This window comes from Gelidibacter sp. F63206 (assembly GCF_023015735.1).
In genome coordinates this window covers 13,716-32,767 of sequence record NZ_JALKAU010000085.1, presented here as the reverse complement: position 1 = coordinate 32,767, position 19,052 = coordinate 13,716, and the positions used below count along the sequence as shown (strand labels likewise).

The following is a 19,052-nucleotide window of genomic DNA, read 5'->3' as shown; positions in this document are numbered from 1 at the left end:
TCCTGTTATTTCAGGAACAACGGGATGGTTAGAACATTATGATGAAGTGGTCGCTTTATGCCATGAAAAAAATGGAAGTTTTCTTTATGCTTCCAATTTTAGTTTAGGTGTAAATATCTTTTTTGAATTGAATAAAACGCTATCTAAACTCATGACAAATCTTCCGCAATACAACATCAGTATGGAAGAAATTCATCATACTCAAAAACTGGACGCCCCAAGTGGTACCGCGATTACTTTGGCGGAAGAAATTCTTAAGAACTCAAAATACGGCACTTGGACGCTTGATGCCGCAAAATCACAGCAAGACTTACATATCAATTCCAAACGCATTGACAATATCCCGGGAACCCATGAAGTGATCTATAGCTCATCAGTAGATACTATAGAAATTAAACATACGGCCCATAACCGCGAAGGTTTCGCGCTTGGCGCCGTGATTGCCGCAGAATGGATTGCAGGAAAAAAAGGTGTGTTCTCAATGAAAGATGTGTTAAACATTGGTTAACTTATTAACGATTTTTTAATTACGATTTATCATTTACAATATATTTGTTAAACGGGCTTTAAAACCTAACTATTAACGCCTTAATTTTCAAATTAATAACGACGATCAGATGACATTTACAGAATGGTTTATTTTCTTTTTCGTGATACAGGTCATACACGGACTTGGTACATGGAAATTATACATTAAAGCTGGCCGACAGGCTTGGGAAGCTTTCGTACCAGTATATAACGCTGTGGTTTTAATGAAAATCATTAACCGACCTTGGTGGTGGACCATCTTACTTTTTGTACCCATTGTCAATTTGATCATGTTTCCAGTGGTTTGGGTTGAAACCGCTAGGAGTTTCGGAAGAAATTCAACGACAGATACGGTTTTAGCGTTGGTTACTTTAGGCTTTTACAATTATTACCTGAATTATATTGCAGATGTTGAACATGTCAAAGACCGTAGTTTGCATCCAAAATCGGCGGCAGGAGATTGGATCAGCTCTATTTTATTCGCCATTGTGGCGGCAACGATTGTCCATACCTACTTTATACAGCCATTTACCATTCCGACGTCCTCCTTGGAAAAAACATTGTTGGTGGGCGACTTTCTATTTGTGAGCAAATTCCATTACGGGGCGAGACTTCCAATGACCACAGTGGCGGCACCGATGGTACATGATACCATCCCTGTGCTGAACATCAAATCTTATCTTTCCAAACCTGAACTGCCTTATCTAAGGCTCCCTGGTTTTCAAAAGATTAAACGCAATGATATTGTGGTTTTCAACTGGCCGGTTGATACCATGTTAGACATGCGACATACCGATAAGTTCTACTATAAACCCATCGATAAAAAGACCAATTATGTAAAGCGTAGCGTAGGATTACCAGGCGATACCCTCTCCATTAGAGATGGCTATGTGTACATAAATGGGAAACAAAATGTCTTGAACGACCGTGCTCGAATTCAATTTTCGTACAATGTTGCCTTTAAAGGTCAAATCACTTCAAATGCGCAGGTCTATGACATCCTGAAGCGATTTGACATGACCGATGGCCTAGGCTATGATCAAGAAAATGAGACTTGGATTATTCCCGCAGCGACTGAAGAAGCGGTAGCGAGGGCAAAAAACCATCCAAATATTGCATCGATAGAAATCCGTAAGGACTCTTTGGGCAATCGTGACTCTGGAATATTTCCGATGCATCCTGCCTATGATTGGAACAATGATTATTTCGGTCCTTTATATATCCCGGAGAAAGGAAAAACCATCACTTTAACCGCCGAAAACCTTCCTTTGTACAAACGTGTCATCGATGTGTATGAAGGCCGTGACCTTTCTGTAAACGGTAACCAGATCAGTATTGACGGTCAAGTCACCAATCAGTACACTTTTAATCAGGATTACTATTGGATGATGGGTGATAACCGTCACAACTCACAGGATTCCAGAGTCTGGGGTTTTGTGCCTTTTGATCACGTCGTAGGAAAACCTGTACTCGTATGGATGAGCTGGGATGGGATTAAAAATCCGCGTTGGGAACGCTTTTTCACCACCGTTGGTGGTAATGGGAAATTGGTCTCCTACTTTATTCCATTCCTAGTGTTATTAGGTGTTTGGTTTGGATTCAATGCCTGGCGCAAAAGGAGAGCAAATAAACAATAAACATAGTTAACGGTTGGAAATCCCACAGAAATATCTAAAAGGGAAATCAGTTTTCATTATTTCCCTATGTGTTATTGGCATTACAAGTTTGACCGTTTACCTCACAGGAATAAATTATAACAGGAGTATTACTTCAAACTTTTACTTGTCCTTGTTGATCATTGGTGCGGCTCTATTCCTGTTTATGTTATACGGACTTTATATAGGCATAGGTTTATCGGATGATTTTCCAAAGTTTAAAGCCTTCAAAAAGGGAGAGATCATCGCGCAATCAGGAACCATACCAGAATTACCGACTATTCAAGCTGGAGATGGAATCGGAGGTTTGATAATTTCTGTTTTGCTATGGATAGGAATGACCATTTTATTAGTTATACTTTTAATTTTATTGGAAGCCGTTTTTTGGATCTCAATATTCATCATTTTGGCAATGCTCTATTGGGTATTCTTTAGGGCTCTAAAATTTGTTTTTAATAAATCGGCAGCAACAAAAGGAAGTATATGGGCATCAGCAGTCTATTCGTTTTCCTATACGCTTCTTTACTTAGGTTGGATTGTTGGAATTGTATATCTTTCTGAAATATGGTATTAATAAATCGCATTTCCGAAGGATTTTAAATTACACTTTTGATTATGGACATTCTACTTCACCCTACCTATTTCCCGAGCATTGCACAATGTGTTGCGATGATTCAGGCCGAAAAGGTGATTTTTGAAGTCTGCGATAATTATCAGAAGCAAACCTATAGAAACCGAATGACCATCTATGGTGCACAAGGTAAAATCCCGTTGACCGTTCCGGTGATTTATTCTCAAAAAAACAGGCAGCTCTACAAAGATATTAATATATCAAATGATGAAAAATGGCAGGATTTACATTGGAAATCGATTCAATCTGCCTACAGTAGTTCGCCGTTTTTTGAATTTTACGAGCACGATCTAACCCATCTTTTCACTGAAGAAACAACCAACTTGATGGATTTTAACTTTAGATGCTTAGATGCCATTATGGAATGCCTTCAACACGAACTGAAGCTTGAAAGCACGTCTGAATTTGAACTGAATCCTACACACCAAAAAGATTTCCGATATTTAGTCAATCATCGAAAAGAGACTGAACAGCCATTGAAACCGTATGTGCAGGTGTTTGATGACAAATACGGATTTATTTCAAATCTGAGCGTTCTGGATTTGATTTTCAACGAAGGTCCGAACGCCTTATTATATCTTGAAAAACAACAATTGCCCGTATAATGCTGCAATCCTTTATACATTACGGAATTCATTTTGGGCTGCCCTTGGTAATAGCCTTCTTCTTTTTTAGACCCAACTGGAAATCCGCTTATTTAATAATGATTGCGACCATGCTCATCGACCTTGATCATCTTTTGGCAACGCCTCTTTTCGACCCTGGACGCTGCAGTATCAATTTCCATCCTCTTCACACTTATTATGCGATGGTTGTTTATGTTGGATTTCTATTTTTTAAAAAGACACGGATTTTGGGCATCGGATTGGTCATTCATATGATAGCAGACGCAACGGATTGCTGGATGATGACGGCTTGAGGTTTTGGGTTCAGGATTCAAGATATAAGATTTTAGATTTTAGATTTTAGATTTTTTAAGTGCAATTAAAATAGTTGAGAAAAACGTGGTTGTTGCTAAATTGTTTCTGTGCTGATCTGCGGGAGAAACTTAATCTAAATCTAATTGAGGCTTCAGACTGAAGACTGCCAACTGCCTGCCCGTACGCAGCTGTAGCGTGGGCGGGAAAACTGCCAACTGAAGACTGTTTACTGAAAACTGCCAACTACCTCACCTTCACCTTGCTAATTATTGGAAAATGGTCTGAAAGTTTAACATCATACGTTCGAAATCCGTTGATTTCAAAATGATCATCTACGAGAATAAAATCGATCCGCACCGGAAAGAACTTAAAATCAAAGGAACGTCCAAAACCATTTCCTGCTTCCACAAAGGCATCTTTAAAATCGTTGCCCTTAATTTTCTTATACACATAAGAATAGGCCGTATTATTGAAATCGCCACAAACAATCGTCTTATAGGGACTAGTGGCCCTATGCTCCAAAAACAAATCAGCTTGTGCCTGTTGCAATCTAAATGTATTGCCAACACGCCTAAATAGATTTTCAGCGGCTTCATTTTTCAGTGGATCTGTACTCGCATCAATTTTTAAAGATTGTAAATGCACATTATATATCCTAATCGTATCCTTGCCTCTCACAACATCAGCAAAAATAGCGTTATTATAGGTGTTTGGAAATTCAATGGATCCCGTATTGATGATGGGAAACTTAGAAAATATGGCCTGACCATTTCTAATTTTGTTTCCTCCAACGGCTTCAAACCTAAAGTATTCTTTTATCTCCAACCCATCATCAGGTCTATATTCTTGCATACTGATGATATCCGGTTTTTTATCATCAATAAACCGACTTATCTCCTCGGCTGCATCAATGCCCGGAATCCATTTAAAAACATTGAACAAGCGTACATTGTAGTTCATGACGGCAATATTGTCAACATCATCTATCTGTTTTGATGATGAAATCTTATATAAAGACACCACGTGGTTAAAACCAATCAAAAGAACAATTAGGGATAATAAAAGTTGTTTTTTGACTTTTAAAAGCCAGTAGATTACAAATAAAAGATTGACAATAATTAAAAAAGGAACCGTGAGACTTAATACGGATAAAAATGCGAAACGTTTAGGCTCAATGTACGGCAAGATGTAGGCCAGTAAGAGAGTGGTCGCCGCAATTGAATTTAAGAAAAACAAAAGCTTATCAATAAGGTTTAGTTTTTTCATGATTTTCAATCTTTAGCCTTAAATAAAAAAGCTTTTTCTTCCTCCGTTAGGCTTTCATAACCACTTTTACTTATCTTATCTAGGATGAGATCAATTTGCTTTTGCTTATTAAACTCCTTAAACTCTGATTTTTTATGTCCTGCAACTGTACTTGACTTCCGTTTGTGGACTGTTTTTAACGGCGATTTCTTCACCCCTTTAAAAAGATTGGCAACACTGTCCATAAGTTTCTCGAAGCCCTTCCCTATGTCATTTCCTTTGATCAATTGAGTGGCATAAAAATACCCCAAAGCTACACCGCCCAAGTGGGCAATATTGCCGCCTTGGTTCGATCCAAAAAGACCAATAACGTCAAAAACCACAAGGGCAACTCCAAGATGCCATAGTTTGATATTGAATACAATCAATCTTACTTGAGTGTTCGGCATATAGGCACACAAAAAAATCAATAATGCCCTAACCCCAGCAGATGCCCCAACTAAAGCACCAGCAGGTTTCAAATAATTTTGAGGAAGCACATTATAGGCAAAAAGAAAAAAGAGTCCACCCAGAATGATTCCTAAGAAATATATGTTCAACGCAAGTTTAGGACTGAATAAATTGAGCATCATTTGCGAAACAAAGTAAAGCACCATCATATTAAACAGAATATGCAAAAACCCATAATGGGTAAAGCCATAGGTGATGATACTCCAAGGTTTAAAGAGAAAATCGCCAGCATCTTTAGGCAATTCCAGCCAGTACAAACTTCCACTCGACTTAACAATGAGTGAAAGCAGTAGCCCAACCAAAAAAACAACTACATTGATAGCAATTATCTTTTCAAGTACATTGAGATGCCTCAATTTCTCTTGAATATCGTGATTTAATGATTTCATCTATCCCAACGGTTTTTATTGAACTGCGTTCGTTTCCAATACCACATGATCAAAAAGCCTGTAAGCGCACCACCAACGTGGGCCATATAAGCGGTATTGCTCGGACTAAAAAATGACTGTCCAGAAATAGCAGAAATTACATCCAACAGAATAATGCCTGGAATAAAATATTTAGCCTTGATAGGGATAGGTAAAAATATCAACATCAATTTCGCCTCAGGATTCATCATCCCAAATGCGGCCAGAACCCCCATGATACAACCCGATGCACCAACCATTCTTGAACTGGCAGCAATATTCATTTCAAACAATGCACTGAATGTTTGTGTATTGAGCACATTAGGATTGACATTATATTCAGCAAGTATAGGAAGTAATTTATTCTGAAATAACTGCCCCTTGATATACCCTCCCTCAGTAGCATTTATATTGGCAATTTTATGAATGAGTTCAGAGCTTAAATTGAGATCTGCAATATATTGATACGCACTATAATACTCAAAATAGTTATATCCCAATTGAAATAATACCGCGCCCAATCCTGCCGAAATGTAGATAAAAAGGAATTTACTAGAGCCTAATTGATGCTCTACGGCAACACCAAACATCCAAAGGGCAAACATATTAAACAAGATGTGCATCGCACTGCCGTGCATAAACATATGGGTAACGATCTGCCAAATTTTGAAGGAATCATTTACTGGAAAATATAGTGAAAACCAATTGTAAAATATACCGTTTTGTATGGTAAGGGTCCCAATAAACATCAATACATTGATGATGAGCAAATGCTTAACCGTATCTGTAATTCCTCTCATTCTTTTTTGATCTTTTCTTTAATTAAAATTACATAAATTTTCTGTCAACTTCATCAATCGTCATTGTAATAAATGTGGCTCTATTGGAGGGAGAAACAGAAGGCTCTTTACATGCAAATAAGCTGTTCACTAAATGTTCTTGCTCTAAATTTGAGAGAGATTGTCCCGTTTTAATAGCCAAACTCTTTGCCATGGACTTTGCCAATAAATCGGTCGCACTGAAGTGACTGTCGGGTACCTCCTGCTCTACATCACTAATAAGTCGTTCCAAAATCATCGAAACTTCACTATCTGGCACATTGATTGGAAGTCCAGTAATTTCAACCAAGTTTTCATCAATAGCAGAAAACACAAAACCGGTAGCTTCCAAATCGTCCTTCAGTTGCTTTAATATTGTCAGTTCAGATCCTGTAAAATGCAATTGCAAGGGGAATAATAATTGCTGACTTACTGCTTCCTTGACCGTCATACTCTTTAATAAACCTTCATATAAAATCCGTTGATGCGCTCTATGCTGATCGATCATCAACATGCCTGATTTTATCGTGCTGATAATGTATTTATTTTGAAATTGATAGGAGCTTTGCGTCGTTTCCATCTGCAATTCACCATCAAACAATGATGATTTTTCTGGTTCACTTTCAAATTCTACCTGACTGAAATCTTGTGTATCACGGGTGCCTTTTGACTCCAGACCAACATACAAACTATCCCAATTATTTGGCGTTTGCTTACGAAATGCCGTGATCTGCTTGCCAGAAACACGCTCTTCCCGAAACGGATTGAAATTTCTGTCCACCTCAACCGTAGGTGCTGTTGCACCTTTATCCTTATAATTATAGGGTGTATCCAGATTCGTGTCATAGTCAAAATCCAAAACTGGCGCAATATTGAATTGGCCCAAACTATGCTTTACTGAAGATCTCAAAATCGCATATAAGGTATGCTCATCATCAAATTTGATTTCAGTTTTTGTGGGATGGATATTGATGTCAATTGATTTTGGATCGACCGTCAGATTTAAGAAATATATGGGGTGATTCCCATCCTTGATCAAACCTTCAAATGCCGCATTGATGGCATGATTGAGATAAGGACTCTTGATAAAGCGGTTATTGACAAAAAAAAACTGTTCCGAGCGACTCTTTTTGGCGAACTGTGGTTTACCCACAAATCCGGAAATTGTCAAAACTTCAGTCGTTTCCTCAACTGGAACAAGCTTTTCATTGGTTTTGGTTCCGAAGATATTGACAACGCGTTGACGGTAATTGCTTTCGTACAAATTGAATAGCTGGCTGCCATTATGGTACATCGAAAATGCAACTTGCGGATGAGCCAAAGCGACACGATGGAATTCATCAATAATATGGCGCAATTCGACCGTATTTGATTTTAAAAAATTACGACGTGCAGGAATATTAAAAAACAAATGCTTAACGGCAATTGAAGTACCCGTTGGTGTCACGGTGACTTCCTGTGCTTTAATCTCACTGCCTTCGATGTTTATATATGTTCCAAGTTCATCGTCGGCCTGTTTTGATTTTAGTTCTACATGGGCAATCGCGGCAATACTTGCCAAAGCTTCTCCTCTAAACCCTTTGGTATTTAAACTAAACAAATCATCGGCAGAACGGATTTTTGAAGTTGCGTGCCGTTCAAAACTCAAGCGTGCATCCGTAGCACTCATGCCTTTCCCGTTATCTATTACCTGGACTAAGGTCTTGCCCGCATCTTTGATGATCAACTTGATTGATGTCGAATCGGCGTCAATGGCATTTTCCATCAATTCCTTGACCACAGAAGCTGGACGTTGCACGACCTCTCCTGCTGCAATTTGATTGGCAACATGATCTGGTAAAAGTTGAATGATATCTGACATTAGCCTTTTGAAAAGAATATTGACAAATCGAAGCCTATGATTAACAGAAAAATAAATATTAAAATTCCAACGATAATAAGAGTTCGTCTGTTGGCTCCCGAGTCTGGTGTGTTTTTATAATCGTCCCAAGCGTTTTCAAATTTCCCTTTTAAACCAACTTTTCCAACCGTTTTTCTGTGTTCATCAAATTTGTGCTTGATCTCAAAAGGATTCTCCTCACCTTTATAGTATCGTGGTGTGTAGCTAAATTTTTTGTTTTGACGTGTTTTAAAGATGCTCATAATTTCTAAATTTCGTAGTTACTTAAAACATACCAAATAACAATTACCATACCTAAAAAAATTAAGAGTATAGGTAATGTCCGCGCTTTTTGCTTGCGCTGTGTTTTTTGACGCCACTTGGATTCAAATTCCGTGGAATTTTCCTTCTGATGCTCTCTAAGATGTCTTGGCGTGTAACTGAAACGTTTAGGTCGACGCTGTTTAAATAAATTCACTATTGAACGCTTTGCCTTTGTGAACTTCAAATGTACTCAAAATACGAGGAAAAACGATGCTATTACTGCTAAAAATTGTTAATAATGGAGTTGGAAGGTTGGGTGACCGATGACCGATGACGGGCGAGTTAGGATCTGATGATCGTTGATGGCTGAAAGTTCTTTAAACAGAGTTTCGTCGAGAGTCGCCGAATAGGACAAAAATTATTCGTGATCCCAATAATTATCGGGGCGTGGTTAAAAAACACACGACTGATTGCCAACCCCCGACTGAGGATAGCATCCTGCCTACTGAGGACTGAAAATCGCCTACTGAATACTGGTCTGACGCAACACGGCCATTTTGATGGCAGCCACAGCAGCTTCCACGCCTTTATTGCCGTGTTTCCCTCCTGATCTTTCAATAGACTGCTGCATATTATCATCTGTAAGCACACAAAAAATCACAGGAGTGTCGTTCAACACATTTAAATCTTTGATCCCTTGTGACACTGCTTCGCATACAAAATCAAAATGTTTGGTTTCGCCTTGAATCACACTACCTATAGCAATTACGGCATCTACTTTATGCTCTTGCATTTTCTTGCAGCCATAGATCAATTCATAACTTCCTGGCACATGCCAACTCATGATATTGTCAGGTAAGGTACCGTGTTCAATCAAGGTGTCGACAGCACCTTTATGTAGATTGTCCGTGATATTATTGTTCCATTCTGAAACAACAATCCCAAATCGAAAGTCTTTCGCATTTGGGATTGTGTTTTTATTGTAGTCTGATAAATTTTTATTTTTTGTTGCCATTTTCTACAAACTTGCTTGCGCTTTTCCTATAAAGACATCAATATTGCCTGCCTCGGTGGAATTTGGGTAGTTTTCTTTTATAGCTGTAAAGTGATCAAGTGCTTTTTTGGTTTTACCTAAATTCAACGCCACATTCCCAGCTTTAAATAAAAACATTGGGGTGGTATACGTGTTTTTGTTCATGTTGGCTGCCTTTTCATAGTAGCTCAGAGCATCTTCAGGTTGATTTAATTGAACAAAGGCATCGCCAATTCTTCCACTGGCTATTGGTCCCAACAGTTCATCCTTACTTGAAAAATCACCCAAATACTTGACCGTGTTTGCGTAATCATTCAAGTTATAATAGGCCATTCCTGCATAATAGTTAGCTAAATTAGCAGCAGGTGTTCCTTTATATTCTTCAATAATATCCAACATTCCATACTTGCCTTCACCGCCATTTAAAGATAAAGTGTATAATGAATCTTTAGCTGCTACGCCATTAAGGGCTTGTTCAAAATATTGTTGGGCTTTGTACATTTCGTTCATTGCCTCACTTGCTTTAGGTTCTGCAACAAACTTGTTGTAAGCCAAATATCCTAAAACAACAACTACAATCGTTGCAACCGCACCAATAATATAATTTTGGTTCTTTACTGCCCATTCTTCAGTTTTCGAAGCAGTCTCATCCAAAGTATTAAATACCTCAGCCGTTGTTGAGTTTTCTTCTAAAGCTTCTGTCTTTTCAGCCTTCGTTTTCGGTTTGTAACCTCTTTTCTTATAAGTTGCCATATCGTCATAATTAATGCGCCGCAAAATTAAAATTTTTATTGGTATATAAAAGGTATATTATTTGTTATTTTTCAATAATTTGCACTTCCTTTCGCAATGTTGACAAACAATTCTTTTTTAAAGCGAATTTTTAAATGATTTTAAACTCACTTTCCTTACTAAATTACAAGAATTTCGACAGTCAAAACTTTACTTTTGACCATAAGATCAATTGTTTTGTGGGGGCCAATGGCATTGGAAAGACCAACGTTTTGGACGCCATATACCATCTGTCTTTTGGAAAAAGTTATTTTAATCCGATAGCATCCCAAAACATAAAACACGGGGAGGATTTTTTCGTTGTGGAAGGCATTTTTGAAAAAGACAATCGCGAAGAAAAGATTCTTGTTTCGTTAAAAAAGTCGCAAAAAAAGATAATTAAACGAAATTCTAAGGCTTATGAGCGATTTAGCGACCATATTGGCTTCATTCCATTGGTCATTATTTCTCCGGCAGACAGGGATTTAATTATTGAAGGCAGTGAAACCAGACGAAAATTTATTGACAGTGTCATTTCGCAAGGCGATAAAAATTACCTCAATCAACTCATCAATTACAATAAAATTTTACAGCAGCGAAATGCCCTATTAAAATATTTTGCACTTAACAATACGTTTAACGCACAAACGTTGGACGTTTATAATGATCAGCTGCATACTTATGGTTCAGAGATATTCGCCATCAGAAAGGCGTTTTTGGAAACCTTTATCCCTATTTTCAAAACACGTTACAATGCCATCAGCAATCACCAAGAACCTGTGCACCTCAGTTATAAAAGTGATTTGTTTGAAAACGATTTAAATTCACTTTTAAAGACCAATCTCAATAAGGACAAAGCGCTCCAATACACCTCTGTTGGGATCCATAAAGACGATTTGAGTTTTGAGATTGACGATTATCCGATTAAAAGATTCGGAAGCCAAGGGCAGCAAAAATCGTTCTTGATTGCGTTAAAATTGGCGCAATTTGATTTTATAAAACAGAAAAGCGGAGTTTCTCCTATTTTGCTTTTGGATGATATTTTCGATAAATTAGATGAAAATCGTGTGGCTCAAATCATTGGATTGGTCAACAATGAAAATTTTGGACAGCTCTTTATTAGTGACACGCACGCCGATCGGACCGAAGCCATAATAAAACAGGTACATCAATCTTATAAGATATTTAAACTAAAATAATAAAATTAAAAATTTCAATTCTGTTCAATAGTTTTGGAGTTTGGTACTTGAATTTTGATAATTGAATACACGAAATCCCTATGAAAAAATATACAGTTTTAATTTTTGGCCTTATTTTATTAAGTTGTTCAAATGATCCAAATGCCTTAATCGAACATTTAGATGGCTATTGGGAAATTGACGAAGTCATCATGCCCGATGGCTCCAAACGCGAATACACGTATAATGATACTGTAGATTATTTCAGCATTTCCGACAGCTTAACTGGGTTTCGCAAAAAATTGAAGCCAAGTTTTGACGGTACCTATACCACCTCTGATGATTCTGAAGACCTAAAATTGAAGATTGAAAACGACAGTCTGCACATATATTACACGACCCCTTTTGCCAACTGGAAAGAAACCGTTTTAGACGCTACCGAGGAAAGGTTATTCATTATAAATGACCAAAAGATAAAGTATCTATATAAGCGCTTTGAGCCTATAAATGTTGAAAAATCAAATTCCACTTCTACCGACAGGTAGACAAAAAATAATATAATGGCAAAACGTACCAAAGACCAACTTTCTATCAGTGACCTCCTCAAAGAATTTGTGGAAACCAACAGGCTCCAATCAGGTTTGGACAAAGTGAACGTCAGGGATGCTTGGGCACAAATGATGGGTAATGGTGTCAACAATTACACCACGGCTATCCATTTGGAACGCGATACGCTTTATGTTCAACTCAGCTCCAGTGTTTTAAGGGAGGAGCTCAGTTATGGCAACCAGAAAATCATTAAAATGCTGAATGAAGCACTCGGCAAAGAGGTGATAAAAAAATTGGTACTTCGTTAAAAATCAACTTCTCCATTTCTTTAAAGAATAAGTAATTTCTTCCATTGGCTGATATTTCAGCAATATTTCTTATTTTCAAAGCCCTAACTAAGTTATTTTATGAAATATTTTAAATTTCTGCTGACTTTAGCACTTACACTAGTGGTATTTATTGGTCTCAACGGTAAATTTGGCAGCGCTCCACCTATGGGCAAATTCTTAAGTCCCAATCAAGGATTTTGGCAAAATGAACAGGATGAAAACCTCAGTTCCACCGTGCAAATCGATGGTTTAAAGAATGAGGTCACTATTCATTACGACGAACATTTGATTCCGCATGTCTTTGCACAAAACAACGCTGATCTCTATCGTGCACAAGGTTTTTTGACCGCCAAACATCGCTTGTGGCAGCTGGAATTTCAAACTTTTGCCGCTGGAGGACGCTTAGCTGAAATATTTGGTGAGCAAGCCTTGGACTATGACCGACAAGAACGTCGACGCGGCATGGATTTTGGAGCAGAAAATGCCCTCCAAAAAATGAAGGAAGATCCGGAAACATTGAGCTATATTGAAGCGTATCGGGATGGAGTAAATAGTTACATCAATCAGTTGGAACCCAAAGACTATCCAGTGGAGTATAAATTATTGAATTATGCACCAGAACCTTGGACCATAAAAAAAACAGCCTTACTGCTTATGTATATGACCAAAATGTTGGCTGGGCGGGAGTCTGATCTGGAACACACCAATGCCTTGGCAAAATTTGGAAAAGAGCGCTACGATCTTTTATACCCAGATTTTTATGATGTTAACGACCCTGTCATCCCTAAAGAAACCGATTGGAGCTTTATAGATATAGAAATGCCAGAAACACCTGAAGAGGATATAGCTGCTGATTCCATTTCCATTACAGAAACCATTGACAAACCCCATGCACAAAACGGAAGTAACAACTGGGCAGTTTCTGGAGAAAAATCCTATTCTGGCCATCCTATTTTGGCGAACGACCCACATCTGGGCCTCAACCTCCCTGCCATTTGGTTTGTGATGCAATTGGCAACACCAGAGCACAACAGCTACGGCGCCACTTTACCTGGGGCCCTGGGAATCATTTCAGGCTACAATAATCATATTTCTTGGGGAGAGACCAATGCTACCCGCGATGTGATTGATTGGTATAAGATTGAATTTAAGGATGATACCAGAAAAGAATATAAACACGATGGTCAATGGAAGAAAACCACACAACGCATTGAAGAAATCAAAATAAGAAACAAAGAAACCCTTTACGACACCATCATTTACACGCATCATGGCCCTGTCACTTATGACCACAATTTCAAAGGCGACAATGCAAAGTCAGGTTATGCCATGCAATGGGTTGGCCATATTGGCGGAAACAACCAACGTACGTTTTTAAAGCTTAATGAAGGAAAAAACTATGACGACTACCTTGACGCCCTGAAAAGTTATACGGCTCCCGCCCAAAATTTTGTATTTGCCTCTACCGAAGGTGATATTGCCTTATGGATCCAAGGTAAATTCCCTAACAAATGGAAAGGACAGGGCAAGTTTTTATTGGACGGAAGCAATCCGAAACACGATTGGCAAAGTTTTATTCCGCAGGAATTCAATGCCCATACCAAAAACCCTGAGCATGGATTCGTAAGTTCGGCAAATCAGCACCCCGTTGATCCCTCCTACCCTTTTTATGTTTACAATGATGGATACGAAACCTATAGAAACCGAGTCATCAATGATTTTTTTAGAGCAAAGGACAAGTTTGATATCCAAGATTTCAAGAACTTACAGAACAACAACTACAATCTAAAGGCCTCCGAATTGTTACCCTATATTTTCGATAATATGGATACATCCGCCTTAACCAATGAAGAAACAGAAATTCTTAACACTATTAAAACGTGGGATTTTTATAGTGAAATCGATCAACTCGCACCGAGTATTTGGGAAACTTGGTGGACAAAACTTTACAAAATCGTGTGGGATGAATTTGATGCCGATACTAAGGCGTTGGAAAAACCATACACTTATCAAACCATTTATATGCTTAAAAATCATCCGAAGGACGAATTAATGGATATTCTAAGTACACCAGAAAAAGAGACAGCAAAAGATCTATTTTTGATCACTTTTAAAGAAACTGCAAAAGAACTTACGGAATGGAAAGCCGCACATGGCAACTATAATTGGGGTGCCTACAAGGCCACATTTGTTGGCCATTTGCTACAAGCCTTACCTGCATTTTCACGATTTGATCTGCACATTGGTGGCGATTATAACACGGTCAATGCGGCTGCAAAAAACCACGGTCCATCATGGCGAATGATCGTAGAAATGACGTCGCCTCCAACCGGTTATGGGATTTATCCAGGTGGGCAATCTGGGAATCCGGGCAGTAAATATTATGACAATTTCATCGACCGATGGGCCGCTGGAGACTATATGGACTTGTTGTTTATGCAAAGCCAACAAGACACTAAAGACATTATCGCAAGTCAAACCCTAACTCCAAAACAATGAAAAAGAACCTCATCAATTTTATAGTCACCCTGATCATTGCCCTTATCCTATCGCTGTTTTTACCTTGGTGGCATGTGATGGTCGCAGGTTTTGTTTCTGCCCTATTTTTCAGTCTGAATCGTGCGGCAGTATTTTATATTCCTTTTTTGGCTATCTTTATTTATTGGATAATCTATGCGTTCTGGTTGAGTCAAGCGAATGATTTTATCCTAGCCAAAAAAATCGCAGTGTTATTGCCTTTAGGAGGCAATTGGCTTGTGTTGCTTTTAGTTACAGGATGTATTGGTGGCATTGCTGCAGGGGTTTCAGCCATATTGGGTAAGCAATGCCGTAATTTGGTCCAACGTTAGACAATATTCGCTCATAAATCAAGAATCTCGAGACCCGTCCAACCGGCACGGATGGGCAAGCCTAAGAGCTATGAATAAGGAATTGCCTTTTCCATCGAGGCAAGCCTCTGGGTATTAAAATCCACTGGTGGGAATAAAAACCATATGCTTATGAAAAGGCTCATTTTAATAATTGTCCTGATTCCATTTTTCGCATTTAATATTCAAAATAATCCTGAAGACTTTGTTGGTAAAAGGGTCGGAAGTGATAACAATGATGTTGGTGCGGTTATTTTTGAGAAGGATGGTTACGCTGCCTTTGAAATTGGCGGACAAATAATGGGTGGAAAGGAATTTGTGATTAATGGTAAAAGAGGCCAAATGACCTACAGTATTAATAAAGAAACTAGACCCATTCAGATTGATTTCATACTTACAAAACTCGAATCTGGAGAGCAAAAAACCTTATTGGCAATTGCCGAATTTATTGAGGAAGACGTCATTAATTTCGCCCTTTCTTTTGAGGACATTAGACCATCGTCCTTTGATGAAAAGTCCGTAATCTTAACTCGTGTTAAGCCCTAGTTATCGGGAAAATATAAGGATAAGGAACATCTCAAATAATCCATATCATATTTATTGACAATATATTAGACTAAAGCTACTGCATTTGCAAAAGTATCTGGACTACTGATTTATGAGACTCTGGATGGTTCCAACTTCAAATTTCAGCAATCGCCTACCACAATCTCAACAGGGATAAAAAAAAGTTGACCTAAAAAGCATTTTGTATGGTTTTTGGCACTATCTTTGGACTATTATATACAATTAATTTAATATTTTATTACAATGAGTAAAGGAACAGTAAAATTTTTCAACGATGCTAAAGGCTTCGGTTTTATCGTAGAAGAAGGAAACAACAAAGAACATTTTGTTCACATTTCAGGATTAATCGACGAGATTCGTGAAGGCGATGAAGTTGAATTCGATCTTACAGAAGGAAAAAAAGGATTAAACGCAGTTAACGTAAAAGTTATCTAATATATAAGCTTTTTTAAATGATAAAGCCCTGCAACTGATGTTGTGGGGCTTTTTGTTTTCGGATAATCAACAAGATTTTAGCCAGATAACAAAAAAAGCTTGGAATCACATAGTTCCAAGCTTTTTTAAATTGTAATGTTTTAAAACTTAAAACATCTCTCTTCCAGCAAAATGGAATGCGCTTTCAATAGCAGCATTTTCATCACTGTCACTTCCATGGACAGCATTTTCACCAATAGAAGCTGCATAAAGTTTACGGATTGTGCCTTCCGCTGCATCAGCAGGGTTTGTAGCACCAATTAAGGTTCTGAAATCTTCAACAGCATTATCTTTCTCTAAAACAGCAGCCACAATCGGTCCGCGTGTCATATATTCTACCAATTCGCCGTAGAAAGGCCTTTCGCTGTGAACAGCATAAAATTCCTTGGCATCAGCAGTAGTCATCTGAGTTAATTTTAAGGCTACAATTTTAAAGCCCGAAGCACTGATTTTATCCAAGATTGCGCCAATGTGTCCTTTTTCGACGGCATCTGGCTTTAGCATTGTAAACGTTCTATTAGTTGTCATATTTAAAATTTAATTAATTCTGATTTATATTAGGGATTAGGGACCCGCCCGAACGTGCCTTTTCGGTACGGGCGGGTTAGGCATTAGGGATTAGGATGGTCTTGTCTCTTGACTCATTGCTCTTTATTCTTTATTCTATTCTCTATTCTCTATTTTCTATTTTCTATATTCTATTTTCTTGGCTCATCCTCCTGGATCTTGATTCTTGATTCTTAGCACTTAATTCTTCATTCACAATACCCGATCCTCACAAGCCATCCATAAATTTCGTGCAAAAGTAAGGCATTTATAACTAAAACCATAATATGAAACTTAAAAAATTGTATCTTCGCACGCTATGACCGAACACGATATTAAAGAAATTAAGGCCTTACTAATTGCGCCAAAACAGATCGTCATTGTACCACATAAAAATCCTGATGGAGATGCCATGGGCTCTACTTTGGGACTCTATCATTATCTTATAAAGAACAATCATAAAGCAACGGTTATTGCCCCAAATGATTATCCGGATTTTTTGAAATGGCTTCCGGGTCAAGACAATGTGGTCATTTATGAATCTGATCGATCTCATGCAGAAAACCTAATAGAAACTGCTGATCTTATATTTACCTTAGATTTTAATGCACTCCATCGTGCTGGCGAAATGGAAACGCCTTTGAGCAATTCTAAAGCCGTAAAAACCATGATTGACCATCACCAACAACCGGACACTTATGCCGAATATATGTTTAGCGATGTATCCATGAGTTCTACGTGCGAGATGGTGTATCGTTTTATAGATATGCTTGGTGATAAAGAGACTATTGATGAACAAATTGCAACATGCCTTTACGCTGGAATTTTAACAGATACAGGGTCGTTCAGATTTCCGTCCACTACCAGTACAACACATTTGGTTGTAGCTGATTTGATAGAAAAAGGCGCAAATCATTCAGAAATATATAATTCTATTTACGACACCAATAGTTATGAGCGCCTCCAGCTTTTAGCTGTTGCCCTCAAGAACTTAAAGGTCCTGCCTGAATATAGGACAGCATATATAACCCTTTCACAAGAAGAGCTCAATGCTGCCAATTTTAGGAAAGGAGACACCGAAGGCTTTGTAAACTACGGACTTTCAATCAAGAATATTATATTTGCCGTCATCTTTATTGAGCACAAACAAGAAGGTATCGTTAAAATATCCTTTCGTAGTGAAGGAGATTTTTCCGTCAACGAGTTCTCACGACAAAACTTTGGCGGTGGTGGGCATACCAATGCAGCCGGTGGTAAAAGTGACCTTAGTTTAAACGATACCGTTGAAAAATTTATTAGTATATTACCACGCTATAAAAACACCCTTATCTCATGACCAGAGCCATTCTTTTCATTCTCGTCTTAACCGTTTGCGTCAGCGGCTGCAAGTCTCCCGAAGCTAGAAGACCAATCTCGCAAAAATCGGGTTCCTTCATAAAAATATCAGCAGAGCGCAACAAAAAACTCAACGCATTAGAATCCGAACAGATTCAAGATATCATAGAAAAAGATACTTCAAAAACCTATTTCGCATCTGAAAGTGGGTTCTGGTACTATTATAACACCAAAATCGAAAAAGACACTATCACGCCTTCCTTTGGCGATATTGTTAATTTTGATTATGACGTCAAAGACATCAATGGTAATGCCATCTATTCTGATGACGATATCCATCCGCGCGATTATGCCATGGATCAGGAAGAGATATTTACAGGATTGAGAGAAGGTTTAAAACTGATGAAACCGGGTGAAACCGTTACTTTTTTATTTCCATCTCAAAAAGCTTATGGTTACTATGGTGACAAAAACAAAATTGGCACCAACACTCCAGTCATCTGCGAAGTGACCGTAAATTCAATAATTCAAAACCAAAACGATTAA

General features: G+C 38.1%; 22 protein-coding genes. 14 read left to right on the top strand and 8 right to left on the bottom strand.

Annotated features, from left to right (window positions below; all coding sequences use genetic code 11):
• The 5 genes from MWU32_RS04950 to MWU32_RS04930 all read left to right on the top strand — a co-directional run.
• The coding region (locus MWU32_RS04950; protein WP_246938246.1) for a 4-hydroxy-tetrahydrodipicolinate reductase at window positions 1-508 on the top strand (508 nt) is incomplete at its 5' end.
• A 109-nt stretch (window positions 509-617) separates the two neighbouring features.
• Window positions 618-2,165: a signal peptidase I gene (gene lepB / locus MWU32_RS04945; protein WP_246938245.1), complete on the top strand. Its 1,548-nt coding sequence runs from the start codon at window positions 618-620 to the stop codon at window positions 2,163-2,165.
• 13 nt (window positions 2,166-2,178) lie between these two features.
• Window positions 2,179-2,757 carry a hypothetical protein gene (locus MWU32_RS04940; protein ID WP_246938244.1) on the top strand — a complete coding sequence of 193 codons (579 nt, stop codon included), beginning with the start codon at window positions 2,179-2,181 and terminating at the stop codon, window positions 2,755-2,757.
• Between the two features lie 41 nt (window positions 2,758-2,798).
• Window positions 2,799-3,419: a WbqC family protein gene (locus tag MWU32_RS04935; protein ID WP_246938243.1), complete on the top strand. Its 621-nt coding sequence runs from the start codon at window positions 2,799-2,801 to the stop codon at window positions 3,417-3,419.
• Window positions 3,419-3,733: a DUF6122 family protein gene (locus MWU32_RS04930; RefSeq protein ID WP_246938242.1), complete on the top strand. Its 315-nt coding sequence runs from the start codon at window positions 3,419-3,421 to the stop codon at window positions 3,731-3,733. The genes MWU32_RS04935 and MWU32_RS04930 overlap by 1 nt, the downstream gene beginning before the upstream one ends.
• 244 nt (window positions 3,734-3,977) lie before the next feature.
• Here MWU32_RS04930 and MWU32_RS04925 read toward each other — a convergent pair whose 3' ends face one another.
• The 7 genes from MWU32_RS04925 to MWU32_RS04895 form a co-directional block, all read right to left on the bottom strand.
• Window positions 3,978-5,000 carry an endonuclease/exonuclease/phosphatase family protein gene (locus tag MWU32_RS04925; protein ID WP_246938241.1) on the bottom strand — a complete coding sequence of 341 codons (1,023 nt, stop codon included), beginning with the start codon at window positions 4,998-5,000 and terminating at the stop codon, window positions 3,978-3,980.
• A gap of 5 nt (window positions 5,001-5,005) precedes the next feature.
• Window positions 5,006-5,878, bottom strand: coding sequence for a rhomboid family intramembrane serine protease (locus tag MWU32_RS04920; protein ID WP_246938240.1), 873 nt, complete (start codon window positions 5,876-5,878; stop codon window positions 5,006-5,008).
• Window positions 5,875-6,696, bottom strand: a complete 822-nt coding sequence (locus tag MWU32_RS04915; RefSeq protein WP_246938239.1) for a rhomboid family intramembrane serine protease — start codon at window positions 6,694-6,696, stop codon at window positions 5,875-5,877. Before MWU32_RS04915 ends, MWU32_RS04920 begins: the two co-directional genes overlap by 4 nt.
• A 28-nt stretch (window positions 6,697-6,724) precedes the next feature.
• Complete coding sequence (gene mutL / locus MWU32_RS04910; RefSeq protein WP_246938238.1) at window positions 6,725-8,575, bottom strand: DNA mismatch repair endonuclease MutL; 1,851 nt, start codon at window positions 8,573-8,575, stop codon at window positions 6,725-6,727.
• Complete coding sequence (locus MWU32_RS04905; protein ID WP_163514561.1) at window positions 8,575-8,856, bottom strand: riboflavin synthase subunit beta; 282 nt, start codon at window positions 8,854-8,856, stop codon at window positions 8,575-8,577. The genes mutL and MWU32_RS04905 overlap by 1 nt, the downstream gene beginning before the upstream one ends.
• A gap of 524 nt (window positions 8,857-9,380) precedes the next feature.
• Window positions 9,381-9,872 carry a 6,7-dimethyl-8-ribityllumazine synthase gene (gene ribH / locus MWU32_RS04900; RefSeq protein ID WP_246938237.1) on the bottom strand — a complete coding sequence of 164 codons (492 nt, stop codon included), beginning with the start codon at window positions 9,870-9,872 and terminating at the stop codon, window positions 9,381-9,383.
• Between the two features lie 3 nt (window positions 9,873-9,875).
• On the bottom strand, window positions 9,876-10,643 hold the full coding sequence (locus tag MWU32_RS04895; RefSeq protein WP_246938247.1) for a YfgM family protein: 768 nt from the start codon (window positions 10,641-10,643) through the stop codon (window positions 9,876-9,878).
• Window positions 10,644-10,777: 134 nt separating this feature from the next.
• On the opposite strand from MWU32_RS04895, the gene recF reads away from it, so the two are divergent.
• The 7 genes from recF (at window position 10,778) to MWU32_RS04860 (ending at window position 16,586) form a co-directional block, all read left to right on the top strand.
• A complete protein-coding gene (gene recF, locus MWU32_RS04890) occupies window positions 10,778-11,860 on the top strand; it encodes a DNA replication/repair protein RecF (RefSeq protein ID WP_246938236.1) in 1,083 nt (360 codons plus the stop codon).
• An 80-nt stretch (window positions 11,861-11,940) separates the two neighbouring features.
• Entirely contained in the window at window positions 11,941-12,384 is a 444-nt protein-coding gene (locus MWU32_RS04885; RefSeq protein WP_246938235.1) for a lipocalin family protein, read from the top strand.
• A 15-nt stretch (window positions 12,385-12,399) separates the two neighbouring features.
• Window positions 12,400-12,696 (top strand): DUF721 domain-containing protein, encoded by a 297-nt coding sequence (locus tag MWU32_RS04880; RefSeq protein WP_246938234.1) that lies wholly within the window; start codon window positions 12,400-12,402, stop codon window positions 12,694-12,696.
• 99 nt (window positions 12,697-12,795) lie between these two features.
• Window positions 12,796-15,216, top strand: coding sequence for a penicillin acylase family protein (locus MWU32_RS04875; RefSeq protein WP_246938233.1), 2,421 nt, complete (start codon window positions 12,796-12,798; stop codon window positions 15,214-15,216).
• Complete coding sequence (locus tag MWU32_RS04870) at window positions 15,213-15,566, top strand: hypothetical protein (RefSeq protein WP_246938232.1); 354 nt, start codon at window positions 15,213-15,215, stop codon at window positions 15,564-15,566. Before MWU32_RS04875 ends, MWU32_RS04870 begins: the two co-directional genes overlap by 4 nt.
• A 150-nt stretch (window positions 15,567-15,716) precedes the next feature.
• A complete protein-coding gene (locus MWU32_RS04865) occupies window positions 15,717-16,130 on the top strand; it encodes a hypothetical protein (RefSeq protein WP_246938231.1) in 414 nt (137 codons plus the stop codon).
• Window positions 16,131-16,394: 264 nt separating this feature from the next.
• Window positions 16,395-16,586, top strand: coding sequence for a cold-shock protein (locus MWU32_RS04860; protein ID WP_027125508.1), 192 nt, complete (start codon window positions 16,395-16,397; stop codon window positions 16,584-16,586).
• 147 nt (window positions 16,587-16,733) lie between these two features.
• On the opposite strand, the gene MWU32_RS04855 is transcribed toward MWU32_RS04860, so the two are convergent.
• Window positions 16,734-17,153: a nucleoside-diphosphate kinase gene (locus MWU32_RS04855; RefSeq protein ID WP_246938230.1), complete on the bottom strand. Its 420-nt coding sequence runs from the start codon at window positions 17,151-17,153 to the stop codon at window positions 16,734-16,736.
• A gap of 337 nt (window positions 17,154-17,490) precedes the next feature.
• Here MWU32_RS04855 and MWU32_RS04850 point away from each other — a divergent pair, with 337 nt between their 5' ends.
• Both MWU32_RS04850 and gldI read left to right on the top strand, forming a co-directional pair.
• The gene (locus tag MWU32_RS04850; RefSeq protein ID WP_246938229.1) at window positions 17,491-18,507 is read left to right on the top strand and encodes a DHH family phosphoesterase; all 1,017 of its coding nucleotides are present in this window, start codon (window positions 17,491-17,493) and stop codon (window positions 18,505-18,507) included.
• A complete protein-coding gene (gene gldI / locus MWU32_RS04845) occupies window positions 18,504-19,052 on the top strand; it encodes a gliding motility-associated peptidyl-prolyl isomerase GldI (RefSeq protein WP_246938228.1) in 549 nt (182 codons plus the stop codon). The genes MWU32_RS04850 and gldI overlap by 4 nt, the downstream gene beginning before the upstream one ends.